The sequence below is a fragment of the Marinomonas gallaica genome (assembly GCF_001639745.1).
Classification (GTDB): Bacteria; Pseudomonadota; Gammaproteobacteria; order Pseudomonadales; family Marinomonadaceae; genus Marinomonas; species Marinomonas gallaica.
In genome coordinates this window covers 127,224-148,276 of record NZ_LTAX01000006.1, presented here as the reverse complement: position 1 = coordinate 148,276, position 21,053 = coordinate 127,224, and the positions used below count along the sequence as shown (strand labels likewise).

Genomic DNA, 21,053 nt, shown 5'->3' with positions numbered 1-21,053 from the left:
GACTTATTAATTAGGTGTAAAGCTTTTAGCCAACCTATTAAGAAACTATAAAGTTTGGCTTACATCACTAATAAACTGACCAGCCTATATGCTTAGTCATGGACTCTAATGCCGCAACACCCGCAGTGGAGTTCCCTACTTTATTCAAGGCTGGCGACCATACGCACACCGAAAAACGATTTGGTACAATCGCGACGATGCCACCTCCGACACCACTTTTCCCAGGAAGTCCGACTTGAAAGGCGAAACTGCCTGCTTCATCGTACATACCACTGGTGGCCATTAACGCATTCACTTGTCGTGCCTCTTGCTCCGAAAGCACCTGTTCATTACTGATGGAACAAAATCCTTTGTTCGCTAAAAAGTTAAACGCTTTCGCCAGATCAACACAGCTCATTCTCAATGCGCAATTAGCAAAATAGCTTTTCAGCACCTCTTCAACTTCATTCTCAAAATTACCGTTAGACTTCATTAAGTGAGCCATCGCCGCATTTCTATGACGAAACTCATACTCTGAGTCTGCAACTTTCAAGTCTGTTTTGAGTTCTGGATTGCCTGATATCCGGCGTACGAACTCACTCATTGCGTAATGTGGCGAAGCAAATCGTGACTGGTTCATGTCACTTATCACAAGCGCCCCAGCATTAATAAATGGGTTACGAGGTACACCGTTTTCATATTCAAGCTGAACCAATGAGTTAAATGGCAAACCTGATGGCTCGCGGCCAACACGCTGCCACATCCCCTCTCCATAATGCTTGATTGCCAATGTTAAACTGAATACTTTAGAAATACTCTGAATGGAAAACGGCACCTCAGCATCGCCGATTTGATAAAGCTCACTTTTATTACTAAAGATGGCTATGCCGAATTGATTAGGGTCGACGCTTGCTAATGCTGGAATGTAGTCAGCCACTTTGCCCTGTCCAACAAGAGGTTTTACATCGTCATAAATCGTGCGCAGTAAGGATTGCATAAAGAGCCTTAGTTCTTGGGGGATTAGTCTTATAATTTTGGCCACAGATTGTGCCAGAACTGCTTCAAAAGCAGAACGAAAAATTATGTCCACCATGACGCAGAATCTTGTTTTCCTAATCAGTTACTATTGTGCAACAGTGTGTTTCATTGCTTTTAAGCAGTCGCTAATATAAATTGATATCCATTCTCAATTAGAACCGAACTATGAGGTTACTGTTGTGTCAAAGCCAACATCGCGTTTATTAAAGGTCATTCGTAAAGAGTACGTTACCGCCAATATGCTCAGGGTTACGCTTGGTGGTAAAGCGCTCGCAGGTTTCCCTGAAGGTCAAGAAGGTGGCTACATTAAGTTTATATTTCCTACTACGGATGGTAGCCGCTTGATGCGGACTTACACTATCCGTCAACAACGCCAACATGAACTTGATGTCGACTTTGCACTGCATGGGGACTCTGGTGTGGCATGTCTCTGGGCATTACATACGCAAACAGGAGACCAGATTCAAGTGGGTGGCCCTGGGCCCAAAAAACGTATTTCAGAATCTGCAGACTGGATGATTTTTGTCGGCGACATGACGTCTTTACCCGCTATCAGCGTTAATTTAGCCAACTTACCTAGCGAGTCTAAAGGCTATGCCATTCTGGAAGTGCAAACCGAGGCTGATATCCAAACACTGCAAAAACCAGACGACATTGAACTCAAATGGATCATAAACCCTAATCCTGGACAAGACAGTCAATCGCTATTAGAACATCTGAAGACACTTAAATGGTTAGATGGCAACGTTGCAATTTGGGCCGCATGCGAATTCAGCTCTATGCGTGCGTTACGTGCGTTCTTTAAAGAACGTAGTGACGTTGAGAAAGGTAATTTATACATCTCAAGTTACTGGAAGCACGGTCTCAACGAAGATCAACACAAAATTGAAAAGCGCGAAGACCTAGATAAAAATGACGCTGTGTAATACAACCGAAACACATAAACCAGAGCACTTTTCCATCTAGTTTAAGTCTAGAAAAAATCAGGAATTGCATAACACTGTGCAAGTAACACTAAGTGGATTGCCAAGCTAGATCGAACTAAATATTCTCAAACGGTTAGATCTTTCTAGGGGGACTACCTGATGAAACTTATTATACGTAAAAAACAGCTTGGCTCATTATCATCCATCTTGGTGTTGTCTTTATTTCAGCCTTCTGCAAGCGCTGATGAGGCGCTCTCTACCTCCACGTCGTCGGGCTATGAAACATACCTTGAAGAGCGTCCGATCGAGGCTTCTGATTATAAGGCCCTACCGTCAGCTTATCGCGTACACAGCCGTCTCACTCGCGATGCATCAGATTCAAGCCATTACGCTTACAAGGCCAATATTAGCCAAGTATTTGATGACTATTACCAGGCTCTGGAAAAATTAGAGGAGCATTATCAAGACAACATTGATGATGTCTTAGATCACTATGAGTCCGAGCTTCGTATGGCTAAATTAGAGCCAAACTATGAATTACACCAAACTTCTGAAGCGAAGCAACGTGCGCGCGCAAACCTTAAATCGCTCAAACAAAAGCACTTCTTAAAACGAGCAGAGCTGGAGAAGAAATTTCATATCAGCTAGATATCCTGCCCTGTAAATTCGTCAACAACACGATTACGGCCATGTTTTTTAGCGACATAAAGCAGCTCATCCACTTTCATGATCAATTCTTCAGCCGTGTAGTCACGCTGCTCTAACATATACACACCAACGCTGACTGTTAACATTCCTGTGTCGCTGTTCGGGTTTTCTATGTTCAAGTTTTGTACTGCTGATAATATTCGATCCGCTAGCGCAACCACTTCTGAGTGCTCAGTTTCTCGGTTTACGATAAAAAACTCTTCTCCTCCAAATCGGTAATGGTTTGAAGGGTTGGGTAATAGTTTATTAACTGTACTAGCGACTTGGCGCAATGCCTGATCCCCTGCTACATGCCCAAACGAATCATTAAATTGCTTGAAATGATCAATATCGTAAAACACTAAGCCAACAGACTCATTGGCCACAGGCCATTGCTTGACTAATGACTCGAGGGCTTCATGCAGCGCCATACGATTATACGTAGACGTTAAATGATCGGTCATCGCTCTACTTTGCCATGCCTCTTTTTCTGTCTCACTCTTATGTCCGCGGCGGTGTTGAATTTCAAGCAAAAGCCACAGCATGATAGCGAGCGCAAATACCGAGATGACCCCCACGTTCATCCAAAACTGGTTCGCCCTAGAATCAATTAGCGCGCGCTCAATTAAATTGGCTTTTAGCTCATCTTGGCTTCTACCCACGTCATCATAACACGTTAAAATTTCAGCCCATATTTGGTATCTAAAAGCACGTTTCGCACCTTTTTCTACGTCATCACGCAGTGTCAAGATATCATCCAACGCAGGTTGAACACATTCGTAACGCTCTAAATAGCGGCCAATATTTAAATAGGCATAAGCAAGATCAAATTGCGCCAATGCTTCTTCGCGAACAAGTGAGTTCTCTTCTGCTGCATCGTTAAGGGTCTCTATCAATGGAAGGACGTTCAAAAGATACTTTTTTGAGCGATCGACCATAGCATGGTCATAAATACCATGGTCACGATTAAACAGTGCGCGTAACGAACCATCAAACCTTACAGTATTCACCAACACCAGAGTAATGACGACCGTAATGGACAATAAACCGACACCTAAAATACTCAGTGTTCTCGAAGGTTTAGTCATCAATGACCTCAATCTTCTTAATCATCCAAACCCAGTCATCGAATAAAGAGATATTGCGAACATCTCTGCCACCTAGATCTGTTTCAATAATTCTAGACGGACCATGCTCTCGGATGGATAAAGGCTTGCTGTCTTCTTTTACCACAAGCATCAAAGGCCGCGAGTCGATGTTTTTCAAGGTCATTTTGTAACCATCAATGGCATCTATGACGACAGTGTTTGCGTTAACGTTTAGATTCTGTTGCAGGAATAAAGAAAGGTCATAACCTTCATAAACGACCTCTTGTCTTCGAAAAGGGCCATACATTTTGTGGGTAAAGTTGCGGTTTTCAATAAGCTCTTGCTGAGAAAAGACGACTACTTTGTTTTGGTATTGCAGGGTCAAAGCTAACGCTGGCTGGCTAACCGCTAGAAGAGCAATACTCAGAAGTGTAATAACAGCGTTCATATCGTTGTAATCCTTAACAGAATTAAAGCAGAAAAAACTTACGCTCTTTCTGCTTTATTCATTCCAAAAAGCATTACAACTTATTCGTACATGCGGATTTAAACGCGTTCAAAAATCGTTGCAATACCTTGCCCCATACCAATACACATGGTCGCTAAACCAAACTGAGCATCACGCGCCTGCATCTGATGCAAAAGTGTCGTCGATATACGTGCTCCTGAACAACCAAGTGGATGACCAAGCGCAATCGCTCCGCCATTTAAGTTGACTTTATCGTCCATCTGGTCAAGAACCTTTAGATCTTTTAACACAGGAATGGATTGCGCCGCAAACGCTTCATTGACTTCGATCAAATCCATGTCGGTAACAGTGAGTCCAGCGCGCTTAAACGCCTTCTTAGTGGCTGGCACTGGACCATACCCCATTATCGCCGGATCACAACCTGCTACCGCCATGCTTCTCACTTTCGCAATCGGCGTAAGACCGAGCTCTTGAGCTTTAGCGGCAGACATCATCAACAATGCTGACGCGCCGTCGGATAAAGCCGAAGACGATCCGGCTGTAACCGTTCCACCTTTGGGCATAAAGACTGTTGGCAAGCTCGCCAAGCCTTCCATTGATGTTTCTGGGCGAATCACCTCATCCACTTCCACTAGCACTTTATTGCCTGCGCCATCATGTCCTTCAATAGGAATGATTTCGTTTGTAAAACGTCCATTCAGTGTTGCCTCATAAGCCTTCTGGTGAGATCGAACGGCAAACTCATCTTGCGCTTCACGACTGATACCATGCATTTTACCTAACATCTCTGCAGTAACGCCCATCATCATAGAAGCTTTCGCCATGTGCTTGGACAACCCCGGATTAACATCTACCCCATGCATCATAGGCACATGCCCCATGTGCTCTACACCACCGACGACAAAAATATCCCCTTGCCCTGTCATGATCGCTTGAGCGGCTGTATGAATGGCAGACATCGAAGAACCACATAAACGGTTTACGGTTTGCGCTGCAGTCGTCACGGGCATACCAGCTAACAGCGCCACAGCACGCGCCATATTAAAACCTTGTTCAAGCGTTTGATTCACACATCCCCAAATTAAGTCCTCAATCTCAGCAGGATTGACCGCAGAGTTACGCGCTAGTAAGGCTTTTACCAACTCAGCTGATAAGTTTTCTGAGCGAACATTACGGAACACACCGTTTTTGGACTTCCCCATCGGAGAGCGAACTGCGTCGACAATAACGACATCGTTTGGATTTAATTTCATGATTAAGCTCCTATCTTCCTATGGGTATTAGTACTGATGGTAATGTTTTTGTTGAGCCGCCATATCTCGCATCGTAGCAGTAGGCTCATACAATTTACCTAGGTGTTGGTACTGATCGGCCAACTCACAGAAAGCCGCTAACCCCATTTCATCCATATAGTGCAGCGCACCGCCTAAATATGGAGGAAAACCAATACCGTATACCAATCCCATGTCCGCTTCGGCGGCAGACGCAACGATGTTATCTTCTAGGCAGCGTGCGGTTTCAATGCACAAAGGAATCATCATACGTGCAATGATATCGCTGTCTTCAAATGCCTTCGTTTCACCACTTAGATCTTGCAATATACTTTCGGCTTCAGCAGATTTAAGCTTTTTCGGTTTACCTTTACGGTCTTGTTCGTATTGATAAAAACCACTACCCGATTTCTGGCCAAAGCGACCTAATGAGAAGAAACGATCAATCGCATTTTCACCGTCATGACCCATACGGTCAGGGAAACCTTCTGCCATAACTTGATCGGCATGGTAAGCCGTATCAATGCCAACCACGTCCAGTAAGTAAGCTGGCCCCATTGGCCAACCAAAGCGTTCCATCACTTTATCAACCGCTTGGTAATCTGCACCATCTCGCAGCAAGGCCGAAAAGCCTGCAAAATATGGGAACAACACACGGTTTACTAAAAAGCCTGGACAGTCATTAACAACAATCGGGGTTTTGCCAAGCGCTTGAGCAAAAGCAACGGTCTTGGCAATCGTGGCATCAGAGGTTTTTTCACCACGAATGACTTCGACTAGCGGCATGCGGTGCACAGGGTTAAAGAAATGCATACCACAGAAATTCTCTGGGCGTTTCAGAGCTTGTGCCAGTAAGTTGATGGAAATCGTTGAGGTATTTGATGCCAAGATTGCATCGTCACGCAGATGAGACTCTGTTTCCGCCAATACTGATTGTTTAATTTTTGGATTTTCGACCACCGCCTCAACCACTAAGTCTACATTCTCCACCTCGCCATAAGTAAGCACTGGCGTAATTTTGCTTAATCCCTGCATGGCCTTATCAGTAGTTAACTTACCGCGCTCGACTTGTTTGCCAAATAACTTACTCGCCTCGTTCATACCCAGTTCAAGAGCATCTTGGCGAATGTCTTTCATTACAATCGGTGTGCCTTTGGAAGCAGACTGATATGCCACCCCACCGCCCATGATACCTGCACCGAGCACCGCCGCGTGCGTCACACGTTCGGTATTTTTAGTGTAACCGGATGCCACTTTTTTAACATGCTGATCATTTAAGAACAAACCAACCAAAGATCGCGCAACGGGTGACTTGGCCATTTTCACAAAGCCTTTGATTTCAGTGTCAACGGCTTTATCAATCGATTGAAAAATGCCTTTTTCGACAGATTTAATCGCTTCCATCGGCGCTGGATAATGCTTTCCGGCTTTGGCACCAACGACGGCACGTACGGTCTCAAAAATCATCATTTTTTCGATTGGCGAAAATTGCATAGGCTGTTGCAGAGCATTACGACGCGCTTGGTAATCTAATTTACCGTCTAGTATCTGTTGCATAAGGTGTTCTGCGGATGCCACAACCTGATCTGCGGCAACGACGGCATCAACCGCTCCTTCTTTCATAGCATCATCACTGCGCTTCTGCTGACCGCCACAAATCCACTCGCAGGCGTTATCCACACCAATCAAGCGAGGTAAACGAACGGTTCCACCCCAACCAGGGTAAATACCCAACTGAGTTTCTGGCAAGCCGACTTTGGCTGAGTCTGCCATCACTCGATAATCACACGCTAGGCAGAGCTCAAAGCCGCCCCCTAATGCAAGCCCATTAATGGCCACTACGGATGGTATGGGTAAGTTTGAAAGCTTGGTGAAGATATAGTGTGTTTGTTTTAGCTTTTGTGTCAGTTGCTCATCATCAAGCTGGAACCAACCCATGAATTCGGTGATATCTGCCCCCACAACAAAGGCGTCTTTAGCACTGCTAATAATTAAACCTCGTGCAGTGCTGCCTTGCTCTAATTGGGTGACTACGTCCGCCAATTCTGCAAGCGCTTGAGCACCGAATTTATTGACAGAACTGTCTTTAAGATCCAACGTCAGGGTCGCAATCCCTGACTCGTTCGTTACCACTCGAAGCGTTTTTCCTTCGAACTTCATACTCGCCTCCACCTTTTATTTTTATGGCCTTAGAGCGCTTTTGCGCACTTGGGCGCAGTCTTAACATTTCATTCATTAAGCTTAGAGAGATGGTATCTTTCCTCAATAACAAAAAAGACTCTGTTTAGTGACATTTTGTACCAAGATTTAAGCGGATTGGGCTAGGATTGATACGTAATATTTTCCAGAACGTAGCGCAAATAAAAACGCCCTAATCAAACATTATCGATTAGGGCGCAAATTTATGGTGGCGAAACCAGTAGGATGTTAAGAGCTTTTTCACTCAAAACTGTTATTTAACTATAGTTAAGTTTTGTAATTCAGCCAGTTTTCATCACTCTTTTTTTAAGAAGCGCTTAAACTGAACCTGCGCTTCGTCAGACAGTAAACGATCCTTAAAAATGCGGCCTTCGCGCATGAGTGCCATTTGGATATCATCTATTGTGCGGCACTTTAGTAAATCTTTAGACAACATCACTGCTTCGGTTGGTAACTTGGTTAACCGTTCAGCATAATTCATGGCTAGATTTAATGCTTCTTTGGGCTCACACAAGTGATTGACCATTCCCAATTGATAAGCCATTTCTGCATTGATCGGTTCACCGAACATCAACATTTCAAATGCTCTCTGATGGCCAACAATACGGGGTAATAAAAAGCTTGAAGCGGCTTCAGGCACTAAGCCCAGCTGAACAAACGGAAACACAAATTGGGTATTCCGAGCAGTAAATACCATGTCACAATGCAACATCATGGTGGCTCCCACACCAACAGCCCAACCTTCCACACAACCAATCAGGGGCTTTTTGTAAGAGGTTAAAGTCTGTAAAAATGACATAATAGAGGCCATTTTCTCTGGAACATGAGCAATTTCAACAAAATCATGAATATCATTACCAGCAGAAAAATCCGGGCCTGTACCAGTAATGACGGTCACTTTAATGGTGTTATCCAACTCCGCTCGATGAAGCGCATCACTTAAGGCTTGATACATATCGACAGTAATGGCGTTTTTCTTTTCTGGACGATTTAACGACAGGATTTGGATGCCATGCTCAACCTGCTCACTGATATGATCCGACATTGCTATCTCCATCTATTATGATGCTGCCGACAAAGTTTAATCACCACCGCACACACTCGCAGCAGTGACCGGATTTCTTAATAGTTTTAAATTGAGTTTAGCCCAAAAAATGCCGTTACTAACAGCCACACAACTAATTTGCTTCGGGATTACGCAAAGCGCGACGCAGAATTTTACCCACATTGGTTTTCGGTAACTCTTGACGTACTTCGTACTGCTTGGGCACTTTATAAGCAGCTAAGTTTTCCCTGCAGAAGCTGTGCATAGCATCCTGATCCAATGTAGCGCCGTCTTTCAGCACTAGAAATGCTTTTACCGCTTCTCCCGTTTTCTCATCGTCAACACCAATCGCTGCTGCCTCTAAGACATCAGGATGCTGCGTGATCACATCTTCTACTTCTGTTGGATAAACGTTAAAACCTGACACGATGATTAAGTCTTTGGCACGATCAACAATCGTCAAATAACCATCCGACTGTTGTGTAGCAACATCGCCTGTGATTAAAAAGCCATCTGGTGTCATCACATCTTGGGTCGCCTGTTCGCGTAACCAATAGCCCCGCATTACTTGTGGGCCTTTTACGCATAACATGCCCGGTTCTCCGCCCTGAACTCTATCTCCATTATCGTCGATAATCTTAACGTCGGTACATTCAACGGCGAGGCCTATCGTACCGATCTGTTCTCGGCCGATAGGGTTAAATGCAACCACTGGCGATGTTTCCGTCAATCCATAGCCTTCGGATACCGTACACCCAGTCACCTCTTTCCAGCGATCAGCCGCAGCATGAGTGAGAGGCATACCACCAGAAGCCGTTAGTTTTAGCGCTGAAAAATCAACCTCTTTAAAGTCGTCCCGATTACATAACCCAGAAAATAAAGTATTTAAACCAATAAAACCGGTAAAGCGCCAGTTCTTGAGCTCTTTCACAAACGCGGGTAAATCCCTCGGATTAGGAATCAAAATCGAATGGGCGCCGTATTCGACTAACGTCATGGCATGAATTAAGAATGCATAGATATGGTAAAGAGGGAGTGGCGCGATGAAGGTTTCTTGCCCCTCTTTAAGCAAATAATCCAGTCGATTTTTCAGCTGGTGCATATTTGCAATAAGATTTGCATGGGTCAGCATGGCTCCCTTTGCGACTCCAGTTGTACCACCGGTGTATTGCAAAACGGCAAGATCCGTTCGCTTCAAATCAGCAATTTCAGGACGATACTTTGCGCCTAACGCTAACGCATCATTCAGACTTATTGCCTGAGACAACGAATAGGCGGGGACCATCTTTTTCACATACTTAACGACTGAGTTGATCAATAAACGTTTAATAGGACTGTGAAAGTCCGCGATTTCAGTCACAATAACGTGTTTAATCGCCGTTTTGGGTAAAATTTTCTCAACGTTAGCAGCCATGTTGGCGAACACGACAACGGCTTTTACACCCGCATCATTAAACTGATGCTCCAGCTCATGTGGAGTATACAGTGGGTTCGTATTTACAACGACCAAGCCTGCTTGCATTGCCCCAAAAACTACTACTGGAAATTGAATAACATTTGGTAGCTGTACAGCGATGCGATCCCCCGGCTTTAGATCGGTATGACGCTGTAAGTAGGTAGTGAAAGCGTCTACTTTTTGTTTCAGCTCATCATAGTGAAGAGTTCGACCAACACTGGTAAAAGCAGGTAAATCTTTAAAGCGTTCACAAGCCTCAGACAGTACATCAACGACCGAGTTAAACCCTTTTGGGTTTAACTGATCAGGAATATAACTACCGGGTTCTTTATCTTGGGGCATGTCTACATCGGTGTTCAGCATAAAGCGTCTCCGTTATTGTCGTTATATGGAGAAGTAAAATATATATACTTTGGGATGCTCATTACTGAGCAAAGTTCATTACGGCACAGGAAATATCTGAGTCAATTTTGTGGCAAGCATAATATCACCATCTGCCCTGATTTTGCCCTGCATAAATGCCTGCATGCCATCAAATTCGCCAGACATAACCTCGTCTAAAGTATCGGTGTCCATCGACAAGGTCACCGTCGCGTCATCATGCTCACCCTGTTCATAGACTGCTGAGCCTTCATCAATGGTGACAAAGTACGGGTCTGCATCATCTAATTCAAACTGAAATATAGCATTTAAGCCAGAAGCGGCGTCACTATCAAAGCGCGTTAACATGGTGTCAAAGATCTCTTTTGCATTACTCATCATTGTCTCCCTATTACTTTTTGGTCATTATTAACGTAAAAAGAACTGCTCTTCTTCCATTGCCATCAAGCTACTTGAACCCGCCAATATCATTTCAGCATGTGCCTTGGTGCGTGGCAGAATACGCTCAAAGTAGAAATTAGCCGTTTGTAGCTTGGCTTTGTAAAATGCTTCTTCATCTGTCCCTTGCGTAAGCTTATCTTGGGCTGTCTTCGCCATACGAGCCCAGAAATACGCTAAAGTAACGTAACCTGAATACATACAATAATCGACTGACGCCGCACCAACCTCATCACGATTTTTCATCGCTTTCATGCCCACTTTCAGTGTTATCTCGCCCCACTCTTTATTCAAAGCCGCCAGAGGTTTTACTAAATGCTTGATGCCCTTATCACTGTCATTCGCTTTACAGAATTTATGAATAATTTTAGTAAACGCTTTAAGCGTATCGCCCTGAGTCATCAGAACTTTACGGCCGAGTAAATCCAGTGCTTGAATACCTGTTGTACCTTCATACAGCATTGCAATACGACAGTCTCGTACGTTTTGCTCCATGCCCCAGTCGGCAATATAGCCATGCCCACCAAATATTTGTAACCCGTGGTTAGCAGATTCAAAACCGGTTTCAGTAAGAAAGGCTTTGGCTATTGGCGTCAATAATGACAACTGCGTCTCGGCTTGATCTTTTTCTTGCTGAGACCCTGCCTTCACGGTATCGACCAGCATTGAGCAGTAATGAATTAACGCACGACCGCCTTCAGAAAACGCCTTTTGCGTCAGTAGCATTCGACGAACATCAGGGTGAACAATGATTGGGTCAGCTGATTTTTCAGGCGCTTTAGGCCCTGTTAAGGAACGCATTTGCAAACGATCTTTAGCGTACGCTAAAGAGTTTTGGTAAGCCCATTCCGCATGCGCTAAACCTTGCAGTGCTGTGCCTAAGCGAGCGGTGTTCATAAAGGTAAACATACAGTTAAGACCTTTATGAGGCGGGCCAATCAAGAAACCTTTAGCATCATCGAAGTTCATTACACAGGTCGCATTGCCATGGATCCCCATCTTATGTTCGATGGAACCACAGCTGACGGTATTACGCGTGCCGATTTCACCAGCATCAGTCACATTAAACTTTGGAACGATGAATAACGAAATGCCTTTGGTACCTGCTGGAGCGTCTGGTAGACGAGCTAGTACGATATGGATGATATTGCCTGCCATATCATGCTCACCAGCTGAGATGAAGATCTTCGTGCCAGACAGGCTGTAACTGCCATCGTCGTTTGGCATTGCTTTGGTTTTAAGCATGCCCAGATCTGTACCACAATGCGGCTCGGTCAAACACATAGTGCCGGTCCACTCACCGGTAACCAGTTTCGTTAGGTAGGCTTGTTTTTGCTCTTCGGTACCGTGCTGCTCAAGCGTGTTCATGGCGCCATGACTTAACCCAGGATACATGCTCCATGCCCAGTTAGCCGTTGAGACAAACTCTGACACCATCATGCCCAGCGACTCAGGCAATCCTTGACCGCCAACTTCAACATCATGAGAGAGTGATGGCCAGCCGCTTTCTACGTATTGCTGATACGCCTCTTTAAATCCATCTGGAGTGGTTACTTCGCCATTCTCAAATCGGCATCCTTGTTGATCACCAATTTGGTTCAGAGGGGCTAGCACGCGCTCTGAGAACTTCGCCCCTTCTTCGATAATGGCATTGACCATATCAGGTGTTGCTTCCTCTGCACCCGCTAGCGCGGCGTAATGCTGATGAATCCCCAATACTTCGTCAGTGATAAATTTCAGATCACGCAATGGCGCTTTGTAGTCAGGCATGGTACTCACCTCAATATTATTTTTATAAAAAAAGATTGTTTAACAACATGCCCTTAAGCGTTGTCGAAAAGCGTTCTTCTCTCAATAACATATCAAAGCAAGTTAAATAACAAAAACGCGCCAGTGACATTCTATGCCATGCCACGTGCCAGAAAAATAAAGCCTTAAAAACGTCTTAGAAGAGGATTTTATGAAGCACATTTAAATGTTTTTCATAACCATCAGTTATCGAAAAAATACATTCAAATCTTGAGGTTAGCACCTCATCGGTTGCTCTTCTCTGCATTTCTGTTTGGGTCATATTGATCTGTTCAAATTGATCATCAACACGAATAATACCTTTGAAGCGCCAAAAGTTAGAGGCTTCAGATAAATACGCCAAAAACTGTTCAAACCGCTCAGACGTGATAAACCAATTCGAATCTGCAACCCAACCAATACTGGCCATATCCAGATCTCGTTTTTGATAACACATTACTCCAGCACTAGGTTGGCTAGTAACGACATCGTGGTCGTGGTCGTGGTCGTGGTCGTGGTCGTGGTCGTGGTCGTGGTCGTGGTCGTGGTCGTGGTCGTGGTCGTGGTGACTATGCTGCTGCGCCCTAGCCACATCCAACCATGATTGATCAAAACGACCATGCTCGCTCAAGGCAATGACTGACTTGGCGGGTTCAAATTGCTTAGCAAACTGTAAAAAACGTAACTCATCATCGCTGCTGTACAGATCGGCTTTACTGGCAATAAGTATGTCTGCATCATCAATCTGATCAAAAAAGGCTGGCTGCCCCAAATAACGTGGATCAGACAAATTGCGCACATCCATTAAGCAAATCGTCCCACAAACCTCTAAGACACCATAATAAGGCTTGGAACAGAGCTGCTCTACAATTTGATGAGGATGACCAATACCGGTTGGTTCAATCAATATGCGGTCAGGTTTAGCCGTTTTAATTAGCTCATTCAGCCCCACACTGAATGCGGCGGACGAAACACAGCATAAACATCCACCAGGGACTTGTTTGATGGCAATATCGCCGACTTTAAGCAACTCACCATCGATGCCTACTTCACCAAATTCGTTGACTAACACGGCCCAACGTTCTCCCTCAGGCACTTGTTCTAACAACTGTTTAATCAAGGTCGTTTTACCTGACCCAAGAAAGCCAGTGATGACGTTTACCTTGATACCTTTGTATTGCATAGTAAAACCTTAAACTGTAGTAAGAAAATGGAACGGGGCATCTCGAAAGAGGTTATTTGGGACGAACAGAGTCTGTAATGTTGTCTTCATTTACTTCGGTGACGTTGCTAAGTGCTTCAATCTGACTTTTCGCATCATCGACAATGGTATCGTATATTTTCAGAACCTTTGGATCAAAACCTGGCGTGTCTTCTGCCTTCATTTTAACAAACAGCATTTGATTCAAAAGATTATTTAAAACGTGATGCGTAGACGCTACCATCGCACGATAGATTTTTAATTTTTCGCTGTTTAACTGATTCGTTTTACTACGACGAACCAAGTCAATGACGAAAAACACCATGAAAATCAATGCAGGAATGATCAGCTCATCTATTTCAAGGTGCTCTAACTCATTAAGCCAAAAGATCAATTTTTCAAATAATTCCACGTCTAACAGAACGGTGAGTAAAAAAACGACACCCGCAAGGATTGCTCCTAATACGGTATATTTATACTGTTTCATAATGTGCCTTTGCCAAACTAATCAATTAATAACTGACGCAGCTCTCTCTCTGTCTCAGGACGTATAACGCGAGCCACTTCTTTACCTCTGCGAACTAAAATAAGAGTTGGCCATAGCTTCACCTGAAACTGACGCCCTAAGCGCTTACCTTTGCCATCTAACACTTTGACATGGGCAACATCTGTAAAGTCATTCATAACTGGCTCTAGAACCTTTTGAGCACGTTTACAGTGACCACACCAAGGCGTACCAAACTCAAGCAGAACGTCTTCCTCAATCGCTTCTAATTCCGACAGTTCAATCATTTCATCACTGTGAGTTGCGTTAAAGCCCATTACAATATTCATAATGCGTTACCTATGGCTAATTAAGCAGTTATAACACTAAGATGGCTGTATTCAGTTTAATACAAAGTACAAAAATTTTGCGGCACTAGAAACAAAAAAGCCACGCATATGCGTGGCTTTTTGAGATTACGAAGCGAACTATTACGCTACGAACTCACCATGTGGGTCCATAACGAATTTCTTCGCAGCGCCGCCATCAAAGTCAGCGTAACCTTGAGGAGCTTGATCAAGAGAGATCATTTGTACGTTTACAGCGTCAGCAATCTTAACTTTATCGAAAAGAATCGCTTGCATTAGGGCACGGTGGTACTTCATTACTGGACACTGACCAGTGTGAAGAGAGTGAGACTTAGCCCAACCCAAACCGAAGCGCATGCTTAGTGCACCTACTTTCGCTTCTTCGTCTTCTGCACCTGGATCATCAGTCACGTAAAGACCAGGGATACCAATTTGGCCACCCGCACGAGTGATTGTCATTGCAGAGTTAAGTACTGTCGCTGGTGCTTCTTTACCAGCGTTACAGCCACAACCGTGTGCTTCAAAACCTACACAGTCAACAAATGCATCCACTTCACGCTCACCTAGAATGACTTCTAGTTTGTCTTCCATGTCGCCTTCTTCACGTAGGTCGATTGTTTCACAACCAAAGCTACGTGCTTGAGCTAGACGATCTTCGATCATGTCACCAACGATGACACACGCTGCACCTAGAAGCTGAGCAGAAACCGCTGCTGCTAGACCTACTGGGCCTGCACCTGCGATGTATACAGTAGAACCTGGGCCAACACCTGCTGTTACACAGCCGTGGAAACCAGTAGGGAAGATATCAGACAATAGTGTAAGGTCTTGGATCTTCTCTTTTGCTTGGTCAGCATCAGGGAATTTCAATAGGTTGAAGTCTGCGTAAGGAACCATTACGTAGTCAGACTGACCGCCGACCCAGCCGCCCATATCTACGTAACCGTAAGCAGCACCAGCGCGGTCGCCGTTTACATTAAGACAGATACCAGTCATGCCAGCTTTACAGTTGCGGCAACGACCACAAGCGATGTTAAATGGTACAGATACGATGTCACCTACGTTTAGGAATTCAACATCGCCACCTTTTTCAAGGACAATACCCGTGATTTCGTGGCCAAGAACCAAACCTTCTTGAGCAGTAGTACGACCACGAACCATGTGCTGGTCACTACCACAAATGTTAGTTGTAAGAACTTTCAGGATAACACCGTGGTTACATTTACGATCACCAAGCGCTAGCTCTGGGAAAGGGATAGACTCTACAGCGACTTTGCCTGGGCCTTTGTATACGACGCCACGGTTAGACGGTTGAGACATAAAGTACTCCTTAACTGAATGTGGTTATTATTCTATGAATTGCACCAGAGAAAGTAGCCCTATGACCGAAAAAACAGATGCCGAATACCGCCGTTAAGCTGCGCATTTACGACATCTGTATCTTTTTTAACCACTTTCGTCCCGATAGACTAGCTAAAACTCTTACTGATCGCCACTAATTCGGCTTCCAACAGCAGAGTTTTGCCCACGGTACTTAGCATTATCACGTTTATTGTAGGGACGATCTGCTGGGCCAGACATGGTTTCAAAATTGATCGCACCAATGGTCATACCAGGTCGCAACGCAATAGGTAATTTACCACCATTGAGGAATTCTAGAACGATACCACCACTCCAGCCTGGATCAATCCGGTGCGCAGTAACATGAACCATTAGCCCTAATCGCGCCAAAGAAGAACGGCCATCTAACCAACCTACTAAGTGATCAGGTAAAGTGACCGATTCCATTGTCACTCCCAACGCCAACTCACCAGGATGAATAAAGAAAGGTTTGTCTGCATCGACAATAATTTCTTCACTCATTACCGACTCAATCGCGGCATTTAAATCTGCTTTTGGGCCACTTAGATCTAAGAAAGGCGCAGGATGCCCTTGAAATACTCGAAATGAGTTTCCTAGGCGCAAATCACAAGATACACCACTAATAACACTGTTATCAGGGCGGGGCTCAATGGAAATGACACCATCGTCTAGTGCTTGGATAATGTCACGGTCACACAATCGCATGGTTTACCTCAATCATCACTCATGCCAATTGTCGGCATTGAGAACTGTTCAGAACGGGCCGCAAGAGTAGCACCAACCTTGCGCGCAATCGACTGATAAATCATCGCAGTATCAGAATCAGGCTCACTCAACACTGTAGGCTTACCGGCATCAGCCAGCTTGCGAATCGACAAGCTTAGCGGCAATTTCCCCAGCTCTTCTACGCCGTATTCTGCCGCCAACGCTTTACCACCTTCTTCGCCAAAAATTGCTTCTGCATGGCCACAGTTTGAACAAATGTGTGTCGACATATTTTCAACAACACCCAGTACAGGGATATTCACCTTGTTAAACATCTCGATACCACGACGAGCATCCAGCAAAGCAATATCCTGCGGTGTCGTCACCACAACAGAGCCAGCAACAGGCACTTTTTGCGACAGCGTTAGCTGAATATCACCCGTACCCGGTGGCATATCCACGAACAAGTAGTCTAAATTGTCCCACTCAGTTTGCGTTAGAATTTGCATCAACGCGCCCGTTGCCATAGGACCACGCCATGCCATGGGTGTTTCGCTGGTCGTCAGAAACGCCATCGACATGACTTGAAGGCCATGCGCCATGGGCGGTACAAAAAACTTTTCATCGCGCACACCTGGACGGGTATCACCCGCAAAGCCTAACAACAGGCCTTGACTCGGGCCGTAAATGTCCGCATCTAAAATTCCGACTTTTGCGCCTTCACGGGCCATCGCCAATGCTAGGTTTACCGTGGTCGTTGATTTACCAACCCCCCCTTTTCCTGACGCAACGGCAATAATGTTCTTAACACCTTTCATGCTCGCGGCAGCGCCTTGCGTAGACGCAGCTTTTACATCTTGCTGAAGCACCAAGGTCACACTTTGCTCCAACGCCTCTTCAATACGCTGCTGCAACGCATCGCGTTCCGTTTGTGCAGGGTAAGGTAACGTAGCAATAACCGCCAAACCGGATGCATTTTCTTCCACTTGCCAAACATCGCCATAAGGCTTGTTCGTGTTAAGGTCGACTAACGCTGACAGTTGCGCTAACACCTGAGGTGATACAGACATGTTTTCTCCTAGGAATAGACTTTTAAGCGTCTACTTATTCATATGTTCTTTCTATGAAGCCGATTGTGGGGGCAAAATGCGGAAAAGCAAGCCTGATGCTTGCACGTTAAGCACGTCCACTTATAATGTCGCGCTTATATTAGTACATACAATTCGCTCCGTTTAACTTTCAACGACACGGAGCGTCGTTTATTCGCTTACACTTTATTTCCAGCAGGCTTATTCATAATGGCTCAATCGCAACGAAAAATTCTAGTTACCAGTGCCCTTCCCTATGCCAACGGCTCTATTCACTTGGGTCATATGCTGGAGCACATTCAAACTGACATTTGGGTTCGCTTCCAAAAGCTTCGCGGCAATCTATGTACGGCCGTCTGTGCCGACGATGCACACGGCACTGCGATTATGATCAAGGCCGATCAAAATGGCATCACGCCCGAAGAGTTGATTGAAGGCGTGCGCCAAGAACACATGGCCGATTTTAAAGATTTCGGCATTGGCTATGACAATTATTACTCGACTCACTCTCCAGAAAATCGTGAGTTCTCTGAAGCCATCTATAAAGCATGTCGCGATAATGGCAAAATTTCTGTGCGCTCAATTACTCAAGCGTATGACCCAGAAAAAGAAATGTTCTTAGCGGATCGTTTTATTAAAGGCACCTGCCCTAAATGTAAGGCCGAAGATCAGTACGGCGATAACTGTGAAGTCTGTTCTGCAACGTACACGCCGATGGAAATGATCAACCCGCGTTCGGTTTACTCTGGTGCAACACCGGTTGAAAAAGAATCTGAGCATTATTTTTTCAAACTGCCTGAGTACCAAGCCTTCTTACAAAAATGGACGCGCAGCGGCACACTCCAAGACCAAGTCGCGAACAAACTAGCTGAATGGCTGGATTCTGAGCTGCACGAATGGGACATTAGCCGTGACGCACCTTACTTCGGTTTTGAAATTCCTGATGCACCGGGTAAATACTTCTACGTCTGGCTAGATGCGCCGATTGGTTACATGGCGAGCTTCAAAAATCTTTGTGATCGTACTGAAGGCTTAGAATTTGGCGACTACTGGAACAAAGATTCTGACGCAGAGCTATATCACTTCATCGGCAAAGACATCATTAACTTCCACGCTTTGTTCTGGCCTGCAATGTTAGATTGCGCGGGTTACCGAACTCCAACCGCAGTCAATGCGCATGGCTATGTCACCGTTGATGGTGAGAAAATGTCTAAGTCACGTGGCACATTTATCAAAGCACGTACTTACCTGAACCACTTAGACCCTCAGTACCTACGCTATTACTTTGCTGCCAAGCTAAACTCTCGTGTTGACGATATCGATCTTAGCCTTGGAGATTTTGTACAACGTGTGAACTCTGATGTGGTTGGCAAAGTCGTAAACATTGCCAGCCGTACGGCCAGCTTTATTAACAAGAAGTTTGATGGCCAACTGCAAGCAGCGCCAGCACAAGAAGCCATGATTCAAGAGTTCATCGATGCGGGTGATCTGATCGCTGATCTTTACGAAACGCGTGAATACGGTAAGGCAATGCGTGAAATCATGCGTCTTGCAGACATAGCTAACACCTACATTGCTGATGAAGAGCCTTGGGTAAAAGCGAAAAGCGAAGACACTTTGCCTCAGGTTCAAGAGATCTGTACTGTGTCACTCAATCTATTCGCTATTTTAGCCACCTACCTGAAACCGGTTATGCCAGACATGGTGGCAGATGCCGAAGGTTTCTTAAACAAAGAACTGACATGGGACAATCGTGTCGAGCTTCTTTTCGGCAAAACTGTAAACAAATTCAAAGCTTTGATGCCACGTATTGAAGCGGCACAAATTGATGCAATGATCGAAGAAGGCAAAGAAGAAGCGGCCAAAGAAACACCAGCCGCTGAATCTACGCCAGCTGAAGAAACTGAGCTAAGCAAAGAACCGATCGCAGCAGAAATTAATTTCGATGATTTCGCTAAAGTAGACATGCGTATTGCGAAAATCGCCAAAGCCGAACACGTTGAGAAAGCCAACAAGCTTTTGAAATTGACGTTAGACCTTGGTGGTGAAACGCGCACAGTGTTCTCCGGCATTAAGTCCGCCTACAAACCAGAAGACCTAGAAGGCAAGCTAACGATCATGGTGGCTAACTTAGCACCACGTAAAATGAAATTCGGCTTATCAGAAGGTATGGTTTTAGCAGCAGGACCTGGCGGCGAAGAGATCTATTTGCTTGAACCGCATGATGGAGCTAAGCCCGGCCAACGCGTCATGTAAGCGGCTTGATCATTCAGCACTGATAACACCGCTTACTCACCTGTGGGCGGTGTTATCACGTTAAGTGATTAAAAAAATTTATACTTGCTGAGTGCTATTCATATTCTAAAATAAACTAAATTAGGCAGCGCTTTAGTCTTGTTAGTTATAAGCAGCTTGGTATAGTTATGCTCAGCCGAACTATTTTTAGACGGCTGCTCTTTTTATCCATAAACACCCACTGTATTTATTGGACGCGAGATGACCGAATATCTCTTAATACTCGTCAGTACCATACTGGTAAACAACTTTGTATTGGTACAATTCCTTGGCCTCTGCCCCTTTATGGGCGTTTCTAGTAAGCTAGAAACCTCTATTGGCATGGCCATGGCGACAACGTTCGTGCTGACGCTATCGAGCTTATGCAGTTACCTTACGTTCGAATTTATTCTTGAGCCTTTTGGTCTCGAATATTTGAAAACAATTTCTTTCATTCTGGTAATAGCCGTCGTGGTGCAATTCACAGAAATGGTCGTACACAAAACCAGCCCGCTACTTTATCGCGTACTCGGTATTTTTCTGCCTTTGATTACGACCAACTGTGCTGTATTGGGTGTCGCGCTGCAAAACACCTCGAAACAGAATGGCTTTGTTGAATCGATCCTTTATGGCTTCGGGGCAGCGGTTGGTTTCTCATTTGTATTGGTGCTGTTTTCTGCCATGCGTGAGCGTATTAACGTGGCTGATGTGCCCGTTGTCTTTAAAGGCTCTGCCATCGGTATGATTACCGCAGGCCTAATGGCACTGGCATTTATGGGCTTCACTGGTCTGGTACAAATCTAGGA

General features: G+C 44.9%; 19 protein-coding genes. 4 read left to right on the top strand and 15 right to left on the bottom strand.

What is annotated here, in order from left to right; translation table 11 throughout:
* Positions 1-67: 67 nt before the first annotated feature.
* The gene (gene glsB, locus AYW76_RS08210; RefSeq protein ID WP_067218424.1) at positions 68-976 is read right to left on the bottom strand and encodes a glutaminase B; all 909 of its coding nucleotides are present in this window, start codon (positions 974-976) and stop codon (positions 68-70) included.
* 220 nt (positions 977-1,196) lie between these two features.
* On the opposite strand from glsB, the gene AYW76_RS08205 reads away from it, so the two are divergent.
* A complete protein-coding gene (locus tag AYW76_RS08205) occupies positions 1,197-1,943 on the top strand; it encodes a siderophore-interacting protein (RefSeq protein ID WP_067218336.1) in 747 nt (248 codons plus the stop codon).
* A gap of 159 nt (positions 1,944-2,102) precedes the next feature.
* Positions 2,103-2,591, top strand: a complete 489-nt coding sequence (locus AYW76_RS08200) for a hypothetical protein (protein WP_067218333.1) — start codon at positions 2,103-2,105, stop codon at positions 2,589-2,591.
* Here the strand turns inward: AYW76_RS08200 and AYW76_RS08195 are convergent.
* From AYW76_RS08195 to apbC, 14 genes are all read right to left on the bottom strand, one after another.
* Positions 2,588-3,718 carry a GGDEF domain-containing protein gene (locus tag AYW76_RS08195; protein ID WP_067218331.1) on the bottom strand — a complete coding sequence of 377 codons (1,131 nt, stop codon included), beginning with the start codon at positions 3,716-3,718 and terminating at the stop codon, positions 2,588-2,590. The two genes, AYW76_RS08200 and AYW76_RS08195, sit on opposite strands and share 4 nt — an antisense overlap.
* Positions 3,711-4,166 carry a hypothetical protein gene (locus AYW76_RS08190; RefSeq protein WP_067218328.1) on the bottom strand — a complete coding sequence of 152 codons (456 nt, stop codon included), beginning with the start codon at positions 4,164-4,166 and terminating at the stop codon, positions 3,711-3,713. The genes AYW76_RS08195 and AYW76_RS08190 overlap by 8 nt, the downstream gene beginning before the upstream one ends.
* A gap of 98 nt (positions 4,167-4,264) precedes the next feature.
* Positions 4,265-5,440: an acetyl-CoA C-acyltransferase FadA gene (fadA, locus tag AYW76_RS08185; RefSeq protein ID WP_067218325.1), complete on the bottom strand. Its 1,176-nt coding sequence runs from the start codon at positions 5,438-5,440 to the stop codon at positions 4,265-4,267.
* Positions 5,441-5,467: 27 nt separating this feature from the next.
* Positions 5,468-7,618, bottom strand: coding sequence for a fatty acid oxidation complex subunit alpha FadB (fadB, locus tag AYW76_RS08180; RefSeq protein ID WP_067218323.1), 2,151 nt, complete (start codon positions 7,616-7,618; stop codon positions 5,468-5,470).
* 334 nt (positions 7,619-7,952) lie between these two features.
* Positions 7,953-8,702 (bottom strand): enoyl-CoA hydratase-related protein, encoded by a 750-nt coding sequence (locus AYW76_RS08175; RefSeq protein ID WP_067218320.1) that lies wholly within the window; start codon positions 8,700-8,702, stop codon positions 7,953-7,955.
* Between the two features lie 133 nt (positions 8,703-8,835).
* Complete coding sequence (locus AYW76_RS08170) at positions 8,836-10,521, bottom strand: AMP-binding protein (protein WP_269448096.1); 1,686 nt, start codon at positions 10,519-10,521, stop codon at positions 8,836-8,838.
* 78 nt (positions 10,522-10,599) lie between these two features.
* Entirely contained in the window at positions 10,600-10,917 is a 318-nt protein-coding gene (locus tag AYW76_RS08165) for an SCP2 sterol-binding domain-containing protein (RefSeq protein WP_067218317.1), read from the bottom strand.
* 30 nt (positions 10,918-10,947) lie between these two features.
* Positions 10,948-12,747 carry an acyl-CoA dehydrogenase C-terminal domain-containing protein gene (locus AYW76_RS08160; protein WP_067218314.1) on the bottom strand — a complete coding sequence of 600 codons (1,800 nt, stop codon included), beginning with the start codon at positions 12,745-12,747 and terminating at the stop codon, positions 10,948-10,950.
* Between the two features lie 175 nt (positions 12,748-12,922).
* On the bottom strand, positions 12,923-13,948 hold the full coding sequence (locus tag AYW76_RS08155; protein ID WP_067218310.1) for a CobW family GTP-binding protein: 1,026 nt from the start codon (positions 13,946-13,948) through the stop codon (positions 12,923-12,925).
* 52 nt (positions 13,949-14,000) lie between these two features.
* Entirely contained in the window at positions 14,001-14,453 is a 453-nt protein-coding gene (locus AYW76_RS08150; RefSeq protein ID WP_067218306.1) for a hypothetical protein, read from the bottom strand.
* Positions 14,454-14,470: 17 nt separating this feature from the next.
* Entirely contained in the window at positions 14,471-14,800 is a 330-nt protein-coding gene (locus AYW76_RS08145) for a thioredoxin family protein (protein ID WP_156489044.1), read from the bottom strand.
* A 141-nt stretch (positions 14,801-14,941) separates the two neighbouring features.
* Positions 14,942-16,138: a formaldehyde dehydrogenase, glutathione-independent gene (fdhA, locus tag AYW76_RS08140; RefSeq protein WP_067036609.1), complete on the bottom strand. Its 1,197-nt coding sequence runs from the start codon at positions 16,136-16,138 to the stop codon at positions 14,942-14,944.
* Between the two features lie 162 nt (positions 16,139-16,300).
* Positions 16,301-16,885 (bottom strand): dCTP deaminase, encoded by a 585-nt coding sequence (gene dcd / locus AYW76_RS08135; protein WP_067036606.1) that lies wholly within the window; start codon positions 16,883-16,885, stop codon positions 16,301-16,303.
* An 8-nt stretch (positions 16,886-16,893) separates the two neighbouring features.
* Complete coding sequence (apbC, locus tag AYW76_RS08130; protein WP_067036603.1) at positions 16,894-17,955, bottom strand: iron-sulfur cluster carrier protein ApbC; 1,062 nt, start codon at positions 17,953-17,955, stop codon at positions 16,894-16,896.
* Positions 17,956-18,183: 228 nt separating this feature from the next.
* Between apbC and metG the strand changes: the two genes are divergently transcribed.
* Positions 18,184-20,229 (top strand): methionine--tRNA ligase, encoded by a 2,046-nt coding sequence (gene metG / locus AYW76_RS08125; protein WP_067218303.1) that lies wholly within the window; start codon positions 18,184-18,186, stop codon positions 20,227-20,229.
* A gap of 240 nt (positions 20,230-20,469) precedes the next feature.
* Positions 20,470-21,051, top strand: a complete 582-nt coding sequence (gene rsxA / locus AYW76_RS08120; protein ID WP_055463267.1) for an electron transport complex subunit RsxA — start codon at positions 20,470-20,472, stop codon at positions 21,049-21,051.
* Positions 21,052-21,053: the final 2 nt, after the last annotated feature.

Bases quoted from the DNA above. Each gene is read 5' to 3' on its own strand.
- AYW76_RS08175 (WP_067218320.1), bottom strand. From the start codon at position 8,702: ATGTCGGATCATATCAGTGAGCAGGTTGAGCATGGCATCCAAATCCTG.
- fdhA (WP_067036609.1), bottom strand. From the start codon at position 16,138: ATGTCTCAACCGTCTAACCGTGGCGTCGTATACAAAGGCCCAGGCAAA.
- glsB (WP_067218424.1), bottom strand. From the start codon at position 976: ATGCAATCCTTACTGCGCACGATTTATGACGATGTAAAACCTCTTGTT.
- metG (WP_067218303.1), top strand. From the start codon at position 18,184: ATGGCTCAATCGCAACGAAAAATTCTAGTTACCAGTGCCCTTCCCTAT.
- fadB (WP_067218323.1), bottom strand. From the start codon at position 7,618: ATGAAGTTCGAAGGAAAAACGCTTCGAGTGGTAACGAACGAGTCAGGG.
- rsxA (WP_055463267.1), top strand. From the start codon at position 20,470: ATGACCGAATATCTCTTAATACTCGTCAGTACCATACTGGTAAACAAC.
- AYW76_RS08155 (WP_067218310.1), bottom strand. From the start codon at position 13,948: ATGCAATACAAAGGTATCAAGGTAAACGTCATCACTGGCTTTCTTGGG.
- apbC (WP_067036603.1), bottom strand. From the start codon at position 17,955: ATGTCTGTATCACCTCAGGTGTTAGCGCAACTGTCAGCGTTAGTCGAC.
- AYW76_RS08190 (WP_067218328.1), bottom strand. From the start codon at position 4,166: ATGAACGCTGTTATTACACTTCTGAGTATTGCTCTTCTAGCGGTTAGC.
- AYW76_RS08160 (WP_067218314.1), bottom strand. From the start codon at position 12,747: ATGCCTGACTACAAAGCGCCATTGCGTGATCTGAAATTTATCACTGAC.
- AYW76_RS08195 (WP_067218331.1), bottom strand. From the start codon at position 3,718: ATGACTAAACCTTCGAGAACACTGAGTATTTTAGGTGTCGGTTTATTG.
- AYW76_RS08165 (WP_067218317.1), bottom strand. From the start codon at position 10,917: ATGAGTAATGCAAAAGAGATCTTTGACACCATGTTAACGCGCTTTGAT.
- AYW76_RS08200 (WP_067218333.1), top strand. From the start codon at position 2,103: ATGAAACTTATTATACGTAAAAAACAGCTTGGCTCATTATCATCCATC.
- fadA (WP_067218325.1), bottom strand. From the start codon at position 5,440: ATGAAATTAAATCCAAACGATGTCGTTATTGTCGACGCAGTTCGCTCT.
- AYW76_RS08145 (WP_156489044.1), bottom strand. From the start codon at position 14,800: ATGAATATTGTAATGGGCTTTAACGCAACTCACAGTGATGAAATGATT.
- AYW76_RS08170 (WP_269448096.1), bottom strand. From the start codon at position 10,521: ATGCTGAACACCGATGTAGACATGCCCCAAGATAAAGAACCCGGTAGT.
- dcd (WP_067036606.1), bottom strand. From the start codon at position 16,885: ATGCGATTGTGTGACCGTGACATTATCCAAGCACTAGACGATGGTGTC.
- AYW76_RS08150 (WP_067218306.1), bottom strand. From the start codon at position 14,453: ATGAAACAGTATAAATATACCGTATTAGGAGCAATCCTTGCGGGTGTC.